Here is a 20066-nt window from a genome sequence, read left to right on the forward strand (position 1 = left end):
TATGCCAGCGAATAGCAACAGGGTGGAGCAAATGCCCACCCTGTAACAATGCAAAAATATCACCGACAGTGGCCATTAATATCGCAGTTTGGTTATGCGGCTATTAGTGCAGAAGAGATCTTTTAACCAGTAGTCAGCGCTAACATAACGGCCGCCTCCCCAAAATAGGAGGACCAACAACATAACAAAATAGGTGGCGGAGAACTCCATCCCGTTATTCAACACAACCGGATCACCCAATGCAGTAATATAGTTATAGCGGCCGGGGAAATTCGCCGCCAACCACGTGAGGAAGTTATCCATCCGCTGGGTTGATTCCATTCCTTTGCTCGCAATCGCCAACCAACCGTGTGACCAGTGGACCATAGCACTGGCCACACTCATCACCACAATCATGGGAATGGCGATCAGGCGGGTAAATAAGCCCAAGGCAATACAGATTAACCCCGCCACTTCAGTCACTGTGGCTAACAGAGCCAGCAGAAAAGGGAATGGCATATCTAGCCCTCCCGCAGAAACCGGGTCACCAAACCATGTCACCAGACCACTAAAACCTGTCACTTTGCTGTGGGCACCCTCCCAAATAACGGGTAAGAGATACAGGCGAATAGCCAGTAATGCGACAAAATCTGCTTTTTGGCATTGAGTGACTAGATAGTTATATCCTTTATAAATCTGACTAAACATAGCAATTCCTTAATGTTCTTCTGTCCAAATTAAACCGTTTTTACGATTCCACAGAATCCACGCGTGCAATCTCTCTGGGCTGAGGGTTAATTGCTGCCCTAGCTCAGCCAAACGACATGTTTCACCTTTATCAATCGGCTCAATGATGGCGATATCCCAGAGACCCAATGCTTGGCGTAAAACTTCATGTTGTGCATTGCGATAAATGGCATACAGATAATCTCCAGATTGCGTCCACGTCGGCCCCTGTTGGGTCACTGGCCAGGGCAGACGTATATTCTGTAGTGTGGGATTTATTCTCAGTATTGTTGTTGGCTGTAGCGGAGTGTCACTCGGCTGGGGGACTTGGCTGTCTGCTATCTCACAGTCATACAGCAGCCATTCATACTCCATGATTTTTTGCAGTTCATCGGTCAGCCACGGTTTTTGCTGCAAAAAATAGATCAGCTCATTCGCTATCTGATGAAACTCGGGTTCTTGCGCATCATGTAAGCTGATGAATTGCTCAACCAGCGTGCTTCTCTGATCTTCTGTTAGCTTGCCATCAAGCAGTGGAAATGCTGTCTGTAGCACCCCACGAATGTGATTACGCAAAAAACCGCGATAGCATTCAACTGATCGACTGTATTTAACAGATCGATCGTATTTAACAGATCGACCGTATTCAGCGGAGATAGCACCGTTTTTCTCTGCTGTCTCTCGTAGCTGACGGGTAAATTGCCGCGTGGCTATTAGTAGTTCAGTCGGGGGAACGGAATTACGCATGAGGCTCACCTAGAGGAGTGAGGGCATTTTTGATTTGCCCCAGTTCATCACAGAGTGTTTCTAGTGGTGGCAGATGGTGATCTCGTTCCAGCAAGACAGGTTTGCTGCCATGGCAGGCTTGAGTGAATTGAGCCAACGCCAACACGGCTTGATCCACGGGTTTGCCATGAGTGTCCAGCAACATATCCGCTGTTTTCAAATGTCCGGCGATATGACAGTAACTGATCCTATCGCTGGGTAACGCACGGATATAGGCATGTGCATCAAACTGGTGGTTACAGCTATTGACGTAAACATTATTGATATCCAATAACATTTTGCACTGACTTTTCTCCAGCAACTGCTGCCAGAACTCCAGCTCTGACATCTCCCCCTCATAGCCGTGGTAAGCCGAGATATTTTCCAACACCAGTGGGCGCTGTAAAATATCTTGTACCTCATCAATGCGGGCAACCAGATAATCGAGGGTTTTCGCAAAACGAGGGATAGGCAATAAGTCGTATAAATATCCTTGCTCATCCCGAGAGAAACAGAGATGGTCGCTATAAAGAGCAATATCGTAGCGGTCCAGAAAGCGGCGAATTCGGTGAATATAGTCGCGGTTCAGTGGCAGGCAATCGCCAATAGAGAGGCTAAGGCTATGCGCTACCAACGGATATTTCTCTGCAATATCACCCAAGTGCTGCTCTTTTATGCCACCAATGCCCATCCAGTTATCAGGAGCTAACTCAAGGAAATCGATATCCTTGCGTCGCGGTGTGCTAGCCAATTCAGCCACATGCTCACTGCGTAATCCGATACCAAATGCTTCGCTGTTTATTGACCGCATACACCGCTCGTAAATTTGTCCAGCACCTCTTTTTCCGGTGCCTGTTGCTGTAAGCCGTAACCATCCAAACCACACTTGCCGTCGCGTGCACGCACCAGTAAATTTTGCGGATCATGGGTGATTTTAGCCTGCGAATAGATCTTCTCTGTTCCGCACTTACCACTGGCACATTTCCCACCGCTTTGCGGTTTAATCGATACGGCTTCAGGCGCATTAGGTTCCGCATGAGCCAGTTGTGTCGCGCCAACTCCCATTAATGAACCCACGGCAATGGATAGAATAATTTTCCTTTTCATTATTGTGCCACCTTCTTATCTTTGACTAAGTTAATAGGAAAACAGGAGAGATCTCGGCCGGAATAGACGTCGCCTTTGTAGTATTTTTTTATAATATCGATACTTTCATCCTTCATTTTTAATCCTTTACCCATGAAGTGATTCAGAACCAATATGCCGGGATTCACTTCAGCAGCAATTTTCCCGACAACACTCGGTGAAGCATGTAAATATTTGGAGGTTGCATCGGCATTTTCATCAATAGCTGTCGGCATAACCAAAATATCGGCACCTTTAGCAAAATCGATGAACTCTTTACGTGAACCATTCTGATCAGCAGAAACTACAATAACGCCCTTTGCGGATTCAACACGGAAAGCAAGACAGGGAACATCGCCATGTGGAATACCCAATGCCGTGACTTTTAGTTCATCGTCTTGATAAACCGTCACCGCCTTAGGCGCTCGGTAATCTATATCCTTAACATTAACGGCTAATTGCAAGCCGTCCGTCGCATCATAAAGACCGGAGAGATAAGCATAAGCACCCTTTTCATGGTTAAATAAACGGTCAAAAAATTGGGTTGCGGATGGGAATACCCCCCCACTCATTGGCCCGACAAGATCAATACGCGAGGGCTGGCTAAAAAAGTAAGCCCCTTTTAATAGTGCAGGCAGGTCGGTTGTGTGATCGGTATGGAAGTGGCTTAAGGCGATCAATTTGAGGTCTTCCATACGGGCACCTGACTGACCAAAGCGCAGAAATACACCACTGCCAGTATCAATTAATATTGCCGCTTTTCCTTTCCACCAAATAATCTCTCCAGAAGAAGAACGCTGGTCGTCAGAAATAGGTCCACCAGAGCCTAATAACTGTAGTGTGAAATCCTTATTATCACATTGCAGATTTTCGGCATAAAGGCTAGATGATAAAAACAGTGCAGACATAAGCACAGCAACTTTTTTAAATTCTACTTTCACAGGCAGCTCCTAATATTATCGATGAAAATGAATTAATAAGGTGTCAGTTTATTTAGTTATATTTAACACTCATTAACACAGGCAGGTACACTTCTATTGAGATGTGGTTTTATATTCTCTAGCTTTTAGCTATAAAAATAGCGACAACACAAGAAAAAACAGAAAGAAGGCCAAGCTTACCGCTGGGATAATATAAGCCTGTTCAGGTTTTTCCATTATTCACCTCCGAGTGAATTTAATTATTTAATGGCTCTTGGGCTGGTTTAATTATGGGTAATAATAAGTAGTTATGAATAAATCGGGCAGCAACATAGCCAATAACCAGTGTGGCGATCACCAATTCCACGGTTGCCATAATAGAGAGTTGGTTAGCATATTCCGTTGCCTGCGGGTAATGACTGACTAAGTTTGCCGTTTTGTAGAGTGCTGTTGCACCGATTGCCATCGGGAAAGTAAAGGCGGCATAACCTGGGCTAAACGGTAACCGCATTAAGCGGAAGAAAGCGCAGTAAATAATCAGTGTCATGAGTAGAGCAATACCCAGCAATATGGCACATATCAGCAGCGAAGGCTCTTTTACCACGGTCAGATAACCGGCTAATGATAAACTGGCGGGAGCAGCCATAATGGCGATAGTGGGTTTGGCCGCATCAGGGACTTCAGTGCGAAACATCAAACGATAAATCATCATAGGCAGCATCAGTAGGTAACTCACCATACCAATGGCTAATAAGACGAGGGCAAATTCAGTATAAGCATCACCGGGACAGGTAACATCAGCGACAATAATCCCGACCGGAGGGATAAACCAGCTGGGGACCATATGGTGCATCTGTAGATCTTTCACCCGATGGTAAATAAAGCAGGCCAGCGCGATAAGATGGATTACCACCGCCACTAACCACACGACCTCTCCTGCGGTAGACCATGTATTGCCTAATGCTTTCGACACCACCATTGCCGCCATCGCAAATGTGGGAACAATACTGCCAACGACAGGGTGTTTTAGGTCTTGAACAAGGGTATCAGGGTGGAGAATAAAACGTATCACCATCACAGTGAGCAGTGCCACCGCAATCAAAGCCCCGGTGTTTTGCCCTACGCCATGTAGCGGTAGCGCATTCTCTAAGCACCAACCTAAGCTAGCAATTCCTAACGCCAACCCCGCAACCGGTGTTGGCAATCCCCGAACTTTTTGCTGTAAATATCGCAACACGTTTTCACCTCGATTTATCTTTTTTACAACATCACTATAGGCTTGAGCTATTATTCAGAAAATGTAGTTTTTTTTAACGTGGAGTTTAGTAAAACTAAACAATGAACATCACCCTCAAACAGTTATCCGTCTTAGTGGCTATTGTGCGTCATGGCAGTATGACTCAGGCCGCTGATGCCCTCTTTATGACCAAAGGGGCGGTATCACAAACGCTGGCAGAACTGGAATCTCAACTGGGGGTTCAGTTATTCGACAGGCAACATGCGCGGCTTTTTATTAATCATGAGGGTCGGAAGCTCTTACCGGTTGCAGATGAGCTACTGGCACGTATGCAAGGCATTGAGCAGCTATTTGGCGATAATCAGGCTGATACCCAGCTCCGATTAGGCTGTACCAAAACGATTGGTAGTTATCTGTTGCCCGACATGCTGGGAGAGTTTGAACGTCATCATGGTTGGTTACCGCAGCTAGTGATTGCCAATACGCAAAAAATCAGCAGCATGATCAACCGCTTTGAGATTGATGTTGCCTTGTTAGAAGGGCCAGCAACCGAGCCAAATCTGATTTGTGAGCCGTGGATAGAGGATGAAATGGTGGTCGTCGCAGGGAAAAACCATCCATTAGCTCAAAAGGGGCCGATCTCTTATATCCAACTGAGCCAAGAGCGCTGGGTGTTACGTGAACAGGGTTCCAGCAGCCGGGCCTTTTTTGAAAACCAACTCGCCCTGCACCTTAATAACCCTCAGGTGGTACTTTCACTCAACGCTTTTGACGCGATTCTCTCCTGTGTACGCCACAATCTGGGCATCACGTTTATCTCCAGCCGTATGCTTGAACAGCCTTTTTATGCCGATCATTTTGTTCAATTACCTACGGAACAGCGTTTTTTCCGCAAATTCACCCTCTGTTATCAGCAAAATAAGTTTTTCTCTCCCACCCTGACCAAATGGATGCAATTTAGTCAGACGTGGGCCACAGCTAAATATTGATATTGCCCCTCGCTTATGACGGCCCCGCAAGGGGTTGTTCGGGTGATTTACTTTAGGTTGATAAATACAAGAAGAGCTAACACCTATTTATAAATAATGAATAATAATATTTATAAGAATAAAAAATTGAACCGTCGAACTTAAATGTAATAAAGTCCATTTTTAAACAACCTATCACGACCAAACAAATTATAGCGCATAGCCATTCACTTACACTCAATAATAATAACCGAAATCTATAATGCACAGGTTATTCATTCTCAATCTAAATACATGGACAGTAATATATATCATGAAAAATAGAATAAACTCGAAAATAACAACTCAGATAAATATAAAAAACAGTCAAAAAAACCGTCTATTAAGTCAGAATAAGAGTCCTATTGCTCTGTTTGTTGCCTCGGCCATTTTTATATTAGGTAGTTCGCCTGCAATGGCGACACGTTATTTTCAAAAGACTATTGATAAAGATACAACTCTCGAATCAGGCGATGCAGCGTCACAAGTCACTATAGTCGACGGTGTACGTTTAGACGTTAAAAACAATGCCAGAGTATCAGACTCTACAGTCGAGAAAGGGGGAAAGCTTTATCTTAATTCTGATTCCTCTTACCTCGGTATTCTTACTAGTAGTACCCGGAATATCAAGGTTAAGGGTGGCGAATTTCATCTAATAGCTGGTGAAGCCAATATTACCGATATCCTTTTGGGAGGCAGGTTTGCCGTAGGAGAGACATCAACAGCCACTGCAACAATCCTCCATTCAACGTTGGATTCAGAACCCAGCAACATAATGTTTGTCGCCAATAACGGGACTGCTAGTGATACCCAGGTTCTCACAGGGGGAGTTCTAATGGTTAATGGCTTCCCGATAGCAATAGATGAGAAAGGTGTAACACTTGAAAACACTCAAATAGCGGGGGGATTGGAATTACTTAGTGATGTCACATTAGAAGGTAAAACTGAATTATCACCGACCGCAACATTAAAAACCAAAGGTCATTTTATTCAGAATAATGGAGAGCTTATCTTCAAAATTGATAATGATACCAATATTGACACAATAATTTATGGTACAGGTTCATTAACCAAAGAGGGGAAAGCAATATTAACCTTATCCGGTAAGCGTGGCTCCGATAGTGCAGATTACTTCTACTCCGGTGGTACAAATATCAATGGGGGTACTCTAAAACTATCCAATGCTATTTTTATAGGTAGCTATATTAATGGTAAGAAAGATACTGATCTTATGTTAGAGAAAAGCATTCTAACTTCCACTTTACAGGGAAGTAATATCTCTATTGGTGAAGATAGTTTTTGGAATATGACGGGTAATTCTAACATCGGTAACTTGACTATATTAGAAACAGGATCACTGATTTTAAGCACGACTGCAATCGGCAATAAATTAGTCATTGATGGAAATTATGAAGGTCAGAGCGGCACTTTAGTATTCCGTAGTCAGTTGGCAGGTGATGACTCTATAACAGACTATATACTGATTAAAGGCAACACGACGGGTCTTACTAAAGTCAAAATCATTAATGAGAATGGTAAAGGAGCACAAACTAAGATCGGTATCCCCCTTATCGGGGTCGAAGGAATATCTGCTGGGGAATTTGAACAAATTGGCCGTTATAAGGTGGGTGCTTATGAATACAAATTAGGCCGAGGTGAAGGCGATCTCGACAAAAACTGGTATATGCGCAGTCAACACAAGGATTTCGTCGCGGGTAATACCAAGCCAACTGATGCTAAACCGACTGTAACCCAAAGTGAAACTCAAGATAACGCTGATCCCGTTGAAGCCGTTATCCCACCATCAGCGCCTATAACACCACCAGTGCCATCGGTACCAACAGCTCCGAAAGCACCAGTAGTTCCGACAGCACCAGTAGTACCAGTAGTACCAGCAGTACCAGCAGTACCAGCAGTACCAGCAGTACCAGCAGTACCAGCAGTACCAGCAGTACCAGCAGTACCAGCAGTACCAGCAGTACCAGCAGTACCAGCAGTACCAGCAGTACCAGCAGTACCAGCAGTACCAGCAGTACCAGCAGTACCAGCAGTACCAGCAGTACCAGCAGTACCAGCAGTACCAGCAGTACCAGCAGTACCAGCAGTACCAGCAGTACCAGCAGTACCAGCAGTACCAGCAGTACCAGCAGTACCAGCAGTACCAGCAGTACCAGCAGTACCAGCAGCACCAGCAGCACCAGCAGCACCAGCAGCACCAGCAGCACCAGCAGCACCAGCAGCACCAGCAGCACCAGCAGCACCAGCAACACCTGCAATATTACCCAGCCAGCCACAAGTTTATGCCCCTGAAAATGGCAGCTATATTGCCAATATTGTCATGGCAAGGAGCTTGTTTAATACCCGCTTAGACGATCGCTCTGGCAGCTATCAATATAAAGATGCGGCGAGTGGACAATGGCGCACCTCCAGCATGTGGATGCACACCCAAGGCGGGAGAAATAATTTTGGTCATGCTGTCGATCAATTAAATATCAAAGGGAAATACTACTCAGTCCAACTCGGAATGGATGTGATTCAAGAGGGGAACGGACGTATTGGCGTGTTGGCTGGGCTGGGCTGGGTAAAGCCACAAACCACAGCCAGTCTAAAGTTACAGGCTATTACTCCAACGGCTCGGTTAATGGTTATAACCTTGGCGTATATGCAACTTGGTTACCTGAGCAAAAAGATAATACCGGTTTCTATATTGATACCTTGGCGCAATATAGCTGGTTTAACAATACTGTTAATGGTCAGGAACAAGCAGAGGATAAATATAAATCATCCGGTTTCACTACCTCAATCGAAAGTGGTTATACCTTTAAAATGGCAACCACAGATCAATTGAGTTATTTCATTCAGCCGAATGCACAAATTACCTTGCAGGGAATTCAGGCACAAACACATAAAACAGCCTATGACGAGCTGATCAGTGATGGCAATAAAGGTCATATGGTCACGCGTCTAGGTGCCAAAACTTACCTGCAAACCATCAATAGTCAAGATAGCCAGTTCACGCCTTTTATTTCCGTTAACTGGCTTCGCCAAAATCAAAATACCGGGACGATTATTTCAGGGCAACGCATTGAGAGCAGAAGTAAAAATAGTACTGAATTCAAGATTGGCTTAGAGAGTCAAATTGAGCAGCAACTGCATATCTGGGCGACGATAGATTATCAGGTGGGTCGCTATAACGATAAAAACACCAATGCATTGGCGGGTATAAAATACCACTTCTAACATCCGTAAACGTCATCCGAATCACTGAATTACATCAGTGATTCGGGTAAGTGAACGCCGCTAACACCCCTGCGGCTTCAAGCACTCGCAGGGAATACCCAAAGTCATTGGAGTCGCAGGTAGGCAGCAAGAGAACGAAGCCCGATGAGCTTACATAAGTAAGTGATTCGGGTGAGAGAACGCCGCTAACAACCCTGCAGCTTCAAACACTCGCAGGGAATACCCAAAGTCATTGGAGTCGCAGGTAGGCAGCAAGAGAACGCATCCCGATGAGCTTACACAAGTAAGTGATTCGGGTAAGTGAACGCCGCTAACAACCCTGCGGCTTCAAACACTCGCAGGGAATACCCAAAGTCATTGGAGTCGCAGGTAGGCAGCAAGAGAACGCATCCCGATGAGCTTACACAAGTAAGTGATTCGGGTAAGTGAACGCCGCTAACAACCCTGCGGCTTCAAACACTCGCAGGGAATACCCAAAGTCATTGGAGTCGCAGGTAGGCAGCAAGAGAACGCATCCCGATGAGCTTACACAAGTAAGTGATTCGGGTAAGTGAACGCCGCTAACAACCCTGCGGCTTCAAGGACGCAGGGTATGCAGGGTATCTAGAAATCGCTATACGACATATCCAAACTCCCTGAACCCCCGCCCTCTGAGCGAGATGAGGCCGTCTTCACCGCTTTCAGCACCATAAATTTCTGATTAGAATCCAGAGTTTCACAGTTACCAAACAAGCGCTTAAGTTTGTGGAAGTAGTCCAGATGGCGGTTACCGACGATCATCAGCTCGCCCCCCACCTTCAAGCAACGTTTAGCATCACAAAACATCTGCCACGCAACATGGTCACTCACCGCATGTTGTTGATGGAAAGGTGGATTGCAGAGCACCAACTGCAGGCTCTCACGCTCAACACCTGCCAGACCATGACTCACCATAAATTCACAGCGCGACAAGTCTTGCGGGCGGTTATAAGTGATATTCAGCTCACTGGACGCTACTGCCATATAGGACTCATCAACAAATAGCATCTCTGCCAGTGGATTTTGCTCCAGCGCGATGAGACCCACTACCCCATTACCACAGCCAAGATCAGCAATTTTGCCTGTCACATCATACGGCAGGATCTCCATAAAGAAGCGCGCGCCAATATCCAGATTATTGCGGGAGAAAACGTTCGCGTGGTTATGGATAACATACTCGGTATTCGCCAGCGGCCAGTCCGTGGTCTCGGGCGCGTCGGTCAGTGGCAGATCGGCCACTTCACAGTGAATCAATCGCGCTTTCTTCCATGCCAACGTCGTTTTGGTTGGCCCTAAGATGGTTTCAAACAGTTGCAGGGTCGAGTTATGCACGTCGCGAGATTTTGCACCCGCAATAATCACCGTATCCGGCGCAACCACGTGGCGCAAAGCACGCAATTGCTGCTCCAGCAGCGCCAGCGCTTTAGGGATCTTAATCACCACCAGCTTAGGGGCTTCTGGCAAAGCATCAATGCTGCTCAGTAGTGTAACGGCTTCTTCATCCAGATGGTTTAAACGCAAATTATGCGCCGTCGCCAATTGGCTCATATAAGAGTCACTGACACTGAATGGCCGATGGGCGTGTAAAGCACAGGCCAGCGTACCAAACTGATCGTTAAACACCAGCACCGGGCGGCCATCAATTTGGTTTAAGTCAATGTTTTGTAGCAGATATTCATCTGCTGCTTCCCACGCCTGTAGGGTATTGGAATTTTCTTGTGGCGGAAAACGCTCAAGCTCAAGGCTTTGCGTTCCCAGTAAGAGTTGGCTCATCACCGCTCCTGAATAATAAATTTGGGCTGTTTATCCCCTAAAACGGGCGCTCAGTAAAATGTTTTTTTACTTAAATGCCATTTTTTCGAAACCAAGACCAGCAAAACAAAAAAAATGTTGAGATGACGACGAGGTGAGTGGCCGAAAACTAGCTTAATAGACCGCGTATTTGGCCCACGCCCCATCCTTATTAAATATTATTTTCATGCCAAGTCATTATCAATATATTCAATTCCTATTAGCTCAACATAGAATACCGCCGGAAATGTAAGCCTACATTGTTAATTAACTTTTCATCGTCATTAATTCATTGAAGAAATTAAATAATAAATCATTCTAGATTTAGTTATTTAACCTTTGTGCTTTAAAACACCTTTTACTTTAAATAGTTAGAGGCCAGAATTTTATCTCATATTACGTCTTATCTTTATCGTCGGGACTATTACAGTCAGCATAAAAATGCTTAAGTATCAATTACCAGGAAGGTAAACCAATAATGTCATTATTAAATTTCATTCAGCCGATTCACTCTACTCGCCCCACCAACTCATCAACTCATATCCCATATCGTTTAACACCTTGCGCTAAAACCCTCGGTGCCCTGTTGTTCATACTGAGCAGTACCGCTACATGGGCGAGTGTTGATAATGCAAAAAAAGAGAGCGACAGGGGGTCGTGGGAGCAGGAGCAGGAGTGGAAGCGAGATCTGGCGAAATTCGCGCAGTTGCCGGAAATAGTGGAGCTCGCGCAGCAGCAGCAACAGCAGCTGCCGGGGATAGTGAAGCTCATGCAGCAGCTGGAACTCGCGCAGCTGCTGGAGCTCGCGCAGCGGCTGCTGCCGGAGATGGTGGAGCTCGCGCATATGAAGCTGACTCGAGCTCAGGAGCAGGCCCAGTTGAAGTTTGTGCTGGCGCAAAAGGAGAAGAACCAAACGGGGGAAGAAGAGGCCCAGGCAATGGCCCAGGAACTCACACTGCTGCAGGTGGAACTGGAGCAAACACCGGCGCTGGCACCAATGGTGATACTGGAACTCTCGAAACAGGAGGAACAGGGGGAGGCACAGGAGATGGTAAAGCTGGCGGAAAAACGAGCACAGGCAGCGCAGACAAAGAAACCGACCCCGTCAAAGGCTACTGCATCGAAAACACCGCCCAAGGCAACCGCAACCAAACCCAAAGCAGCACCTAAACTCGTCCCCAAACCCGTCCCCGCCATTAAAGATAACCCGCAGATCGGAAGCTATATCGCCAACCAAATAAACGCCCAAAAGATGTTTATTACCGATGACTTACAACATCACCAACGAGAAACCCACTATATTGATCCCATCACAGGCGAGAAGAAATCGACCCACATGTGGCTCAATACCTCTAGCGCAAAAAATCGTTTTAATTCAGGCGACAAACAACTGCATACCAAGAGTTCTCGCTACGCGATTCAACTTGGGGGGCCGATAAGCAAATGGAGCCGTGGCGGGAACGATCAGGGGCTTCTGGGTATCACTGCGGGTTTTGGGCGGGCCACAAGCGACAGCCATGCAATTGAATCTAATCGATATGCTCGCGGAACAGTAGAAGGCTATAACCTCGGCTTATACCACCTCTGGTACGCCAACAACGACACTCAACTCGGGCTGTACATTGACTTGCTGGCGCAATACAGCTTTTTCAAAAATCAAGTGAGAACACAAGGCGTTGGCGCGTTCACGAATTACAAATCTTACCTCTTCACCACGGCACTGGAAACGGGTTACAAAGTTCAGTTGTTCGAAAAAGAGCAGGCCAGACTCTTTGTACAGCCTAATGCGAAAGTATCTTGGCAGCGTGCTAGTGGGCTGCAACATCATAAAGCGACTGACGCACAGGTCACGATAGAAGAGAGCAATTTTGTCGCGACTAAATTAGGTATACGAACCGCACTGGAATTTGACGTTGATACTTTGTCTGCCAAAGCCCTGCAAGTCAGCCCCTCCTTTGAAGCCAATTGGATGCATGACAATGGGAATAAAGGCGCATGGCTAAGCCACACCTATGTTGCGCCACAAGGGAACCGCAATATTGCTGAACTGAAACTGGGTATTGAGGGCAAAATCAACAGTAACCTCCAGTTGTGGACTCATGTCGGTCAACAATTTGGGCACGACAAATACTCAGAGACGCGAGCGACGATTGGGGGGAATTACCACTTTTAAGTCACTGCCCCTTTAAATTAAAACAATCCATGCTGGCAAAACACAATGTGTGATGCTGGCATGGGTCGTTTTTTGTCTAAACGACAGGAAACCGTTATTATCGAGCTATCACCACTCTCAATAGATTCATCAAATTAGCCAGAGTAAATACATATGCAGGAACTAACCTATCTGCAAGGTTATCCCGAACACTTACAATCTCAGGTACGTCAACTTATCACTGACCAGCGGCTTGGGAGCATATTGCGCCAGCGATACCCACAACCTCATGGTTACAATACCGATAAAATGCTGTACCAATTCACGACCGACTTAAAAAATCAGTATCTGCGCAATGCTCAACCACTGAGTAAAGTTGCCTACGACAATAAAATTCAGGTGATGAAACATGCGCTGGGTCTGCACACCGCGATTTCCAGAGTGCAGGGTGGCAAATTGAAGGCCAAAGCAGAGATCCGGGTCGCGACCGTATTTAAAAATGCCCCAGAAGCTTTTCTCAAAATGATCGTGGTCCACGAACTGGCACATTTAAAAGAGAAAGATCACAACAAAGCATTCTACAGTTTGTGCTGCCATATGGAGTCGCAATATCATCAGTTAGAGTTTGATACTCGCCTCTATCTGACCCATTTGGATCTTTTTGGCGCGATTTACTAGCCTTTAGTGTATTACTTTGGCTATAGACCTAGAGTTATAAACCCAACCGTAGTTCTGCGGTCATGATAATCTGGCGGCTAAACGTGTTTTTCTTCTGTAGGAATGGAGTTCACTATGATTCGCTTAGCCGTTATTGGCACCAATTGGATCACCGCGCGCTTTGTTGATGCTGCCCACGAAAGTGGAAAGATAAAACTGGTCGCGGTTTACTCTCGTAAACAGGATCAGGCTCAAAAATTTGGTGCTGATTATAACGTCACTGAATGCTTTGATGATCTGGAAGCGCTAGCGGCGAGTGATCAAATTGATGCAGTCTATATCGCCAGCCCGAACTCCTTGCATTACCCTCAGGCTAAACTGTTCCTCAGTCATAAAAAGCACGTTATCTGTGAAAAATCATTGGCATCAAATCTGGCCGAAGTCGAATCACTGGTAGCCTGCGCCCGCGAGCATGAAGTGGTGCTGTTTGAAGCCTTTAAAACGGCCTATTTGCCTAATTTTATTCAGCTAAAACAGTCGCTGCCACGCGTGGGTAAACTGCGTAAAGCTTTTATTAATTTCTGCCAATACTCCTCCCGTTACCAACGTTATCTGAATGGCGAAAACCCGAATACCTTTAATCCGGCGTTTTCTAACGGCTCGATCATGGATATTGGCTACTACTGTCTGGCCAGTGCGCTGGCACTGTGGGGTGAACCCAAATCAGTGCTCGCCAGTGCCAGCTTACTGCCCAGCGGGGTGGATGCCCACGGCACCATTTGTCTGAATTACGGTGATTTTGATGTGGCTATTATCCACTCGAAAGTTAGCCAATCAGATATCCCCAGTGAAATTCAGGGCGAAGATGGTTCGCTGGTGATCGAAAGTATCTCTGAATGCCAATCCATTGCCTTTACGCCACGCGGCAGCCATTCACAAGACCTGACGCAACCGCAGCATATTAATACTATGCTGTATGAAGCTGAGGTTTTTGCCAATCTGGTTGAAAGTAGGCAGGTGGAACACGCGGGGTTGCAGTTGTCATTACTGACATCGCGTATTCAGACGGAGATTCGCCGTCAGACTGGCGTTATTTTCCCAGCAGATACCCAGCCACCTGCTATCTAGCTGAAGTCATTGGCCTACCCTCCGTCATTGGCGTTGCAGCCAACACCGCTGCAACTTCAAGTGCAAAGGTAAACGTTAATATTTTGTTTCAGTTGTTGACCAGCAGGCCATTTTCCATTATTTTTGCGCGGCAAAGGGGAGTAACTTCATTGCCGGTCTGCCGTCATTACGGTGCGAAAGCACCCGGTTACCGGGCAACCTCATTAATGCACCAACACCTATTTAGGGCGTTGCATTAGTAGAGTTGTAAGTGAGACCTTGCCGGAAGGCGAGGTTTGCTTGCAGCTCAGACATAGCGGCTGGCGTCTTCCGACGTTGGCCGTTTTGTTTTTGTGAGGTTTATGAATGATGAATACCGTGGGTACTCCCTTATTGTGGGGTAGTTTTGCTGTTGTGGTGACGATCATGCTCGCCATCGACTTGCTGTTACAGGGGCGTCGTGGCTCCCAAACTATGACACTGCGCCAGGCGGCTTGCTGGTCACTGGTCTGGGTGAGTTTGTCTCTGCTGTTCAACGCCGGTTTCTGGTGGTATCTGGCCGAAACCGTCGGCCGTGAAGTCGCCGACAAACAAGCGCTAGCCTTTCTGACCGGCTATCTGATTGAAAAAGCACTCGCTGTCGATAACGTCTTCGTCTGGCTGATGCTATTTAGCTATTTTGCTGTCCCTGCCAATTTGCAGCGCCGAGTGCTGATTTACGGTGTACTGGGTGCGATTGTGCTGCGTACTATCATGATCTTCGCCGGAAGCTGGCTGGTGTCGCAATTCAGTTGGATCCTGTATTTGTTCGGGGCCTTCCTGCTGTTTACCGGTATCAAGATGGCATTGGCGAAAGAGGACGACACACCTATCGGTGAAAAGCCGCTGGTTCGCTGGATTCGTAATCATCTGCGTATGACTGACGAACTGCATGGCGACCGCTTTACTGTGCGTAAAAACGGCCTGCTCTACGCCACACCACTGGTGCTGGTATTGATTCTGGTTGAGTTAAGTGATGTGATTTTTGCCGTCGACAGCATCCCAGCTATCTTCGCCGTCACGACCGATCCCTTTATTGTATTGACCTCTAACCTGTTTGCTATTTTAGGCTTACGCGCCATGTACTTTTTGCTAGCAAGCGTGGCCGAGCGCTTCTCCATGTTGAAGTACGGCTTATCGGTCATTCTGGTGTTTATCGGTACCAAAATGATGCTTATCGATCTGTTCCATATCCCTATCGGCATTTCATTAGGTGTGGTGGCCGGTATTTTGGCGCTGACATTGTTGATTAACGTTTGGGTGAATCATCGCACAGATCGTCGTTCAGCAGCAGATAAGGCTACTGATAAGTCGTCATCTTAGCGATACAATATATTATGCGGGGTGGATATTACCCCGCATTTATCTCGCATTTCTCCCCCCCGACCCAAATGTTATTGCGATCACATAAATGTAAACAAAATGTTATGCAAATTAGATCTGCATTGGATTTTGCTGATTGTTTCTTTCCTACCCAATAGATTCCCTTATACTGTCAAAGCAAACACACCCAGTTACAAATAATACTAAGTTACAGGTGTGGAAAACATCGCTCGACCACGTTCCGGCCGGGTGCACGACGATGGTTATATTGACTAAAAATAAGACAAGTACAACTTGTGAAGAGGCATCACTGGAAAACTATGGAAAAGACACCTTCTGGATTTATCGGATTTATTATTCGCGGTAGTTTAGTTAAACAGATACTCATCGGCTTGGTTGCCGGTATCATTTTAGCGTTAGTCTCCACCCCTGCAGCAATGGCCGTCGGCCTGTTCGGTACGTTATTCGTTGGCGCATTAAAAGCCGTCGCACCTGTTCTGGTCTTAATGCTGGTGATGGCCTCGATCTCCAATCATAAACAAGGGCAGAAAACCAGTATCCGCCCTATTCTGTTTTTGTATCTGTTAGGCACCTTTTCCGCGGCACTGATTGCGGTTGCCGTCAGCTTTATGTTCCCATCCACATTGGTCTTGGCCACCCAAAATGCGGATATCACCCCGCCCGGCGGAATTGTTGAAGTATTGAAGGGCTTACTGAACAGTGTGGTCGCGAACCCTATCCATGCACTGCTGAATGCCAACTATATCGGTATCTTGGCTTGGGCTGTGGGCTTGGGCGTTGCCTTACGTCACGCAGCAGATACCACCAAGGCATTGATTAATGATATGTCTGATGCCGTCACCAAAGTGGTACGGGTGGTTATCCGCTTCGCACCGCTGGGTATTTTTGGGCTGGTTTCTTCAACCATGGCAGAAACGGGTTTTGGCGTGTTGTTGGGTTATGCACAGCTGCTTGTGGTGTTGATTGGTTGCATGTTACTGGTGGCATTAGTGGTCAACCCATTGATTGTTTACTGGAAAATCCGCCGCAATCCCTATCCATTGGTGTTCGCCTGCCTGCGTGAAAGTGGTGTTACCGCCTTCTTTACCCGCAGTTCAGCCGCCAACATTCCCGTGAATATGGAAATGTGCAAGAAGATGAACCTGAATGAAGATACTTACTCTGTCTCCATCCCGTTGGGTGCCACCATCAACATGGCGGGCGCGGCGATTACCATCACCGTGCTGACACTGGCGGCGGTTCATACCTTGGGTATTGCCGTGGATCTGCCAACCGCCCTGCTGTTAAGTGTGGTTGCGGCGATCTGCGCCTGTGGCGCATCCGGTGTGGCCGGTGGCTCGCTGCTGCTGATCCCGCTGGCATGCGGCATGTTTGGGATTCCGAATGAAGTGGCGATGCAGGTGGTTGCTGTTGGTTTCATCATCGGCGTATTGCAGGATTCAGCCGAAACCGCGCTGAACTCCTCAACCGACGTGCTGTTTACTGCGGCGGCGTGTCAGGCTGACGATGCAAGATTGGCGAATCCCGATCCGCTGGCGAGCCGTAAAATCGTCTGATCGCGATAATGGCTATCGGGGACTATAGGCCCTCGTCAGACTACTGACAAACCCCGATGACTCGATCGGGAACGGTGAGGACAGTCGGAAGAGTAAAGCGTCCGCGCCAGGGATGGCGCGGCTCGAGCCTCCATGGATGGATTGACGGCGTCTTTACGATCCGCCTGTTCTCTCCGCCGCTGGCACTTTGTCAATAACCTGTCGGGACCAATAGGCCCCCATTTTTATTGGGCGGCCTCTTCTTTGGTCGCTTTTTTCTCAACTTTAAAAGGGTCGATCCCTTTGAGTTGCAGCCGACGGAAACGGATAATATTAAAGCCGTTGAGCAGCAAGAAACTGCCCTCAATCAATGACCCGCCAATAGACCCCAACCACACATTATGGATCACCCAACAGACAGTGGAGATCCACATCACGCAGCGGGTGGTCAACCCATGGGTGCGGAACATCGCCCAAGTGCTGATGACGGTGCCAAAAATCGGTAAAATCTCTATCGCACTCTGCATACGCCAGAGGCCAAACGCCAGCGTCAGGATGATAAACACCATCATCGCCACGATACTATGGGTTTTAGCAGCCACCAGATTACGTAACGCATTAAGCATGGCGCTGCTGCCGGCAGCACTGGCCCCCATCAGGAAGAAATGGCAGCCAATAATGGCACTGTATGCTGAGAGTTGAAGTCTGAAGCGCCGCTCATCGCGGTTGAAAAATAGGGTGATACCGACAAAAAAGGCCAGTACGCCAACGGCTTGAGCAAACCAATAGAGGGTCATGGTGGGAGAGTCCTGGTGTGCGGTTACCCGCACTGCGTCTTACATAATGAATTTTCTGTCCCCTTCACGCGGGGAGCACGGTGTTCTATTCATATAAAATAAAACACCGTTTCATATTAATCAAAAGACACAGTAATTACAAGGTTACGCCACTTTTAAAGATCGCCAGTTCGCGGAAATCGTTCACTTCATTGCGGGCGGGTTTGCCGTTCGCAATATCGACGATCAGATCAACAAACTCAGTCAGTAAGCTGTCCATTGAGGTGCCATGAATCAGTTTGCCCGCATCGAAATCGATCCAGTGTGGCTTTTTGGCAGCCAACTCACTGTTGGTTGCCAGTTTGACTGTGGGGACAAAACCGCCGTAAGGCGTGCCACGACCCGTGCTAAACAGCACCATATGGCAGCCTGCCCCCGCTAATGCACTGGTTGCCACCGCGTCATTGCCCGGTGCGCTGAGCAAATTCAGGCCGGGGCGTTGTAAGCGCTCACCATACTTCAGCACATCAACCACTTTGCTCTGCCCCGCTTTTTGGGTGCAGCCCAGTGATTTCTCTTCCAGTGTGGTAATACCACCCGCTTTATTGCCCGGCGATGGGTTCTCATAAATCGGTTGGTTGTGCGCAATAAAGTACTGTTTGAAGTCATTGACCATGTTGACGGTCTTTTCAAACGTGGCTTCATCACGGCAGCGGCTCATCAGAATGCGTTCCGCGCCGAACATTTCCGGCACTTCAGTCAGCACCGATGTGCCGCCATTCGCAATCACATAGTCGGAGAAGCGCCCCAGTAATGGGTTGGCGGTAATACCGGATAACCCATCAGAGCCGCCGCACTCCAGACCAAACTTCAACTCGCTCAGCTTGCCCGGAACCCGTTTGTCATCGCGCATGGCTTGATATAGAGCACGCAGATGCTCAAGACCCGCTTCGACTTCATCATCCTGCTGTTGGCACACCATAAAGTGCACGCGCTCGTCGTCAACTTCGCCCAGCGTGGTCTGGAAAACGTCTACCTGATTGTTTTCACAGCCCAAACCAATCACCAACACCGCACCGGCATTCGGATGGCGCACCATGTTTTGCAGCATGGTGCGGGTGTTTTCGTGATCCTGACCCAGCTGTGAACAGCCAAAGGGGTGGCTGAACAGATAAACGCCATCAATACCTTCAGCATCTTGCGTCTCTTTGAGGAAACGCTGCTGAATCTGGCGCGCGATCCCATTCACACAGCCCACTGTTGGGATGATCCACAGTTCATTGCGGATCCCCACATTGCCATTGGCACGGCGATAGATCTGCACCTCGCGATCCGCCATTTGCGGCGGCAACTCACTGAATTCTGGCAGATATTGATACTCATCCAGATCGCTGAGATTGGTTTTCGCATTTTGCGAATGAATATGTTCGCCCGGTTGAATCAGGGTTAATGCATGACCGATAGGCAGACCATACTTAACAATCATTTGCCCCGGTTCGATGGCGGTTAAGGCAAATTTATGCCCACGCACCACCGATTGAGCTAACTTAACGCGAAACTCACCGCTCTCAATCACTTCATCAGCGGCCAAGTCTTGCAGTGCGACGGCGACATTATCCAACGGGTGAATTTTTATAATACTTTGCAT

Annotated in this window: 15 protein-coding genes and 3 pseudogenes; 9 read left to right on the forward strand and 9 right to left on the reverse strand. The window is 47.3% G+C overall.

Translation table 11 applies throughout. The annotated features are described in order from the left end of the window. Window positions 1-75: 75 nt before the first annotated feature. The 6 genes from HRD69_RS02260 to HRD69_RS02285 all read right to left on the reverse strand — a co-directional run bounded on the left by HRD69_RS02260 (window position 76) and on the right by HRD69_RS02285 (window position 4752). Entirely contained in the window at window positions 76-687 is a 612-nt protein-coding gene (locus HRD69_RS02260) for an HvfX family Cu-binding RiPP maturation protein (RefSeq protein ID WP_004874775.1), read from the reverse strand. A 9-nt stretch (window positions 688-696) separates the two neighbouring features. Continuing rightward, window positions 697-1452, reverse strand: a complete 756-nt coding sequence (locus HRD69_RS02265; RefSeq protein ID WP_032814042.1) for an HvfC/BufC family peptide modification chaperone — start codon at window positions 1450-1452, stop codon at window positions 697-699. Next, window positions 1445-2281, reverse strand: coding sequence for an MbnB/TglH/ChrH family RiPP precursor modification enzyme (locus HRD69_RS02270; RefSeq protein WP_032814040.1), 837 nt, complete (start codon window positions 2279-2281; stop codon window positions 1445-1447). The genes HRD69_RS02265 and HRD69_RS02270 overlap by 8 nt, the downstream gene beginning before the upstream one ends. After that, window positions 2269-2577 carry a hypothetical protein gene (locus HRD69_RS02275; RefSeq protein ID WP_032814038.1) on the reverse strand — a complete coding sequence of 103 codons (309 nt, stop codon included), beginning with the start codon at window positions 2575-2577 and terminating at the stop codon, window positions 2269-2271. Before HRD69_RS02275 ends, HRD69_RS02270 begins: the two co-directional genes overlap by 13 nt. Further along, entirely contained in the window at window positions 2577-3536 is a 960-nt protein-coding gene (locus HRD69_RS02280) for an MBL fold metallo-hydrolase (RefSeq protein WP_244262991.1), read from the reverse strand. The genes HRD69_RS02275 and HRD69_RS02280 overlap by 1 nt, the downstream gene beginning before the upstream one ends. Window positions 3537-3771: 235 nt before the next feature. Further along, a complete protein-coding gene (locus HRD69_RS02285) occupies window positions 3772-4752 on the reverse strand; it encodes a TDT family transporter (RefSeq protein WP_004874771.1) in 981 nt (326 codons plus the stop codon). A 101-nt stretch (window positions 4753-4853) separates the two neighbouring features. Here HRD69_RS02285 and HRD69_RS02290 point away from each other — a divergent pair, with 101 nt between their 5' ends. From HRD69_RS02290 to HRD69_RS20820, 3 genes and pseudogenes are all read left to right on the forward strand, one after another. Then, complete coding sequence (locus HRD69_RS02290; RefSeq protein ID WP_004874770.1) at window positions 4854-5741, forward strand: LysR substrate-binding domain-containing protein; 888 nt, start codon at window positions 4854-4856, stop codon at window positions 5739-5741. A 1324-nt stretch (window positions 5742-7065) separates the two neighbouring features. Beyond that, a pseudogene (locus tag HRD69_RS20815) lies at window positions 7066-7476 on the forward strand (autotransporter outer membrane beta-barrel domain-containing protein); the annotation flags it as partial. A gap of 579 nt (window positions 7477-8055) precedes the next feature. After that, a pseudogene (locus HRD69_RS20820) lies at window positions 8056-8999 on the forward strand (autotransporter outer membrane beta-barrel domain-containing protein); the annotation flags it as partial. A gap of 603 nt (window positions 9000-9602) precedes the next feature. Here HRD69_RS20820 and rlmG read toward each other — a convergent pair. Continuing rightward, window positions 9603-10790, reverse strand: coding sequence for a 23S rRNA (guanine(1835)-N(2))-methyltransferase RlmG (gene rlmG, locus HRD69_RS02300; protein WP_032815609.1), 1188 nt, complete (start codon window positions 10788-10790; stop codon window positions 9603-9605). A 496-nt stretch (window positions 10791-11286) separates the two neighbouring features. Here rlmG and HRD69_RS02305 point away from each other — a divergent pair, with 496 nt between their 5' ends. The 6 genes and pseudogenes from HRD69_RS02305 to HRD69_RS20480 form a co-directional block, all read left to right on the forward strand. Then, window positions 11287-12981 carry an autotransporter family protein gene (locus tag HRD69_RS02305; RefSeq protein ID WP_004878082.1) on the forward strand — a complete coding sequence of 565 codons (1695 nt, stop codon included), beginning with the start codon at window positions 11287-11289 and terminating at the stop codon, window positions 12979-12981. Between the two features lie 153 nt (window positions 12982-13134). Continuing rightward, window positions 13135-13638: a M48 metallopeptidase family protein gene (locus tag HRD69_RS02310; RefSeq protein ID WP_004878080.1), complete on the forward strand. Its 504-nt coding sequence runs from the start codon at window positions 13135-13137 to the stop codon at window positions 13636-13638. Window positions 13639-13752: 114 nt separating this feature from the next. After that, a complete protein-coding gene (locus HRD69_RS02315; RefSeq protein WP_004878078.1) occupies window positions 13753-14745 on the forward strand; it encodes a Gfo/Idh/MocA family protein in 993 nt (330 codons plus the stop codon). A 345-nt stretch (window positions 14746-15090) separates the two neighbouring features. Continuing rightward, window positions 15091-16086 carry a TerC family protein gene (locus HRD69_RS02320; protein ID WP_004878075.1) on the forward strand — a complete coding sequence of 332 codons (996 nt, stop codon included), beginning with the start codon at window positions 15091-15093 and terminating at the stop codon, window positions 16084-16086. 320 nt (window positions 16087-16406) lie between these two features. Then, entirely contained in the window at window positions 16407-17663 is a 1257-nt protein-coding gene (sstT, locus tag HRD69_RS02325; protein WP_004878073.1) for a serine/threonine transporter SstT, read from the forward strand. A gap of 132 nt (window positions 17664-17795) precedes the next feature. Next, window positions 17796-17867, forward strand: a pseudogene (locus tag HRD69_RS20480) (gluconate 5-dehydrogenase); the annotation flags it as partial. A 20-nt stretch (window positions 17868-17887) separates the two neighbouring features. Here HRD69_RS20480 and HRD69_RS02330 read toward each other — a convergent pair. After that, window positions 17888-18439 carry a YgjV family protein gene (locus tag HRD69_RS02330; RefSeq protein ID WP_004877912.1) on the reverse strand — a complete coding sequence of 184 codons (552 nt, stop codon included), beginning with the start codon at window positions 18437-18439 and terminating at the stop codon, window positions 17888-17890. 136 nt (window positions 18440-18575) lie between these two features. Then, window positions 18576-20066 (reverse strand): UxaA family hydrolase, encoded by a 1491-nt coding sequence (locus HRD69_RS02335; RefSeq protein WP_004877910.1) that lies wholly within the window; start codon window positions 20064-20066, stop codon window positions 18576-18578.

The sequence above is a fragment of the Yersinia mollaretii ATCC 43969 genome (genome assembly GCF_013282725.1).
GTDB lineage: Bacteria > Pseudomonadota > Gammaproteobacteria > Enterobacterales > Enterobacteriaceae > Yersinia > Yersinia mollaretii.

Excerpts from the sequence above, each read along its gene's own strand:
- HRD69_RS02260 (WP_004874775.1), bottom strand. The coding sequence starts at position 687 with ATGTTTAGTCAGATTTATAAAGGATATAACTATCTAGTCACTCAATGC.
- HRD69_RS02265 (WP_032814042.1), bottom strand. The coding sequence starts at position 1,452 with ATGCGTAATTCCGTTCCCCCGACTGAACTACTAATAGCCACGCGGCAA.
- HRD69_RS02270 (WP_032814040.1), bottom strand. The coding sequence starts at position 2,281 with ATGCGGTCAATAAACAGCGAAGCATTTGGTATCGGATTACGCAGTGAG.
- HRD69_RS02275 (WP_032814038.1), bottom strand. The coding sequence starts at position 2,577 with ATGAAAAGGAAAATTATTCTATCCATTGCCGTGGGTTCATTAATGGGA.
- HRD69_RS02290 (WP_004874770.1), top strand. The coding sequence starts at position 4,854 with ATGAACATCACCCTCAAACAGTTATCCGTCTTAGTGGCTATTGTGCGT.
- rlmG (WP_032815609.1), bottom strand. The coding sequence starts at position 10,790 with ATGAGCCAACTCTTACTGGGAACGCAAAGCCTTGAGCTTGAGCGTTTT.
- HRD69_RS02305 (WP_004878082.1), top strand. The coding sequence starts at position 11,287 with ATGTCATTATTAAATTTCATTCAGCCGATTCACTCTACTCGCCCCACC.
- HRD69_RS02310 (WP_004878080.1), top strand. The coding sequence starts at position 13,135 with ATGCAGGAACTAACCTATCTGCAAGGTTATCCCGAACACTTACAATCT.
- HRD69_RS02315 (WP_004878078.1), top strand. The coding sequence starts at position 13,753 with ATGATTCGCTTAGCCGTTATTGGCACCAATTGGATCACCGCGCGCTTT.
- HRD69_RS02320 (WP_004878075.1), top strand. The coding sequence starts at position 15,091 with ATGATGAATACCGTGGGTACTCCCTTATTGTGGGGTAGTTTTGCTGTT.
- sstT (WP_004878073.1), top strand. The coding sequence starts at position 16,407 with ATGGAAAAGACACCTTCTGGATTTATCGGATTTATTATTCGCGGTAGT.
- HRD69_RS02330 (WP_004877912.1), bottom strand. The coding sequence starts at position 18,439 with ATGACCCTCTATTGGTTTGCTCAAGCCGTTGGCGTACTGGCCTTTTTT.
- HRD69_RS02335 (WP_004877910.1), bottom strand. The coding sequence starts at position 20,066 with ATGCAAAGTATTATAAAAATTCACCCGTTGGATAATGTCGCCGTCGCA.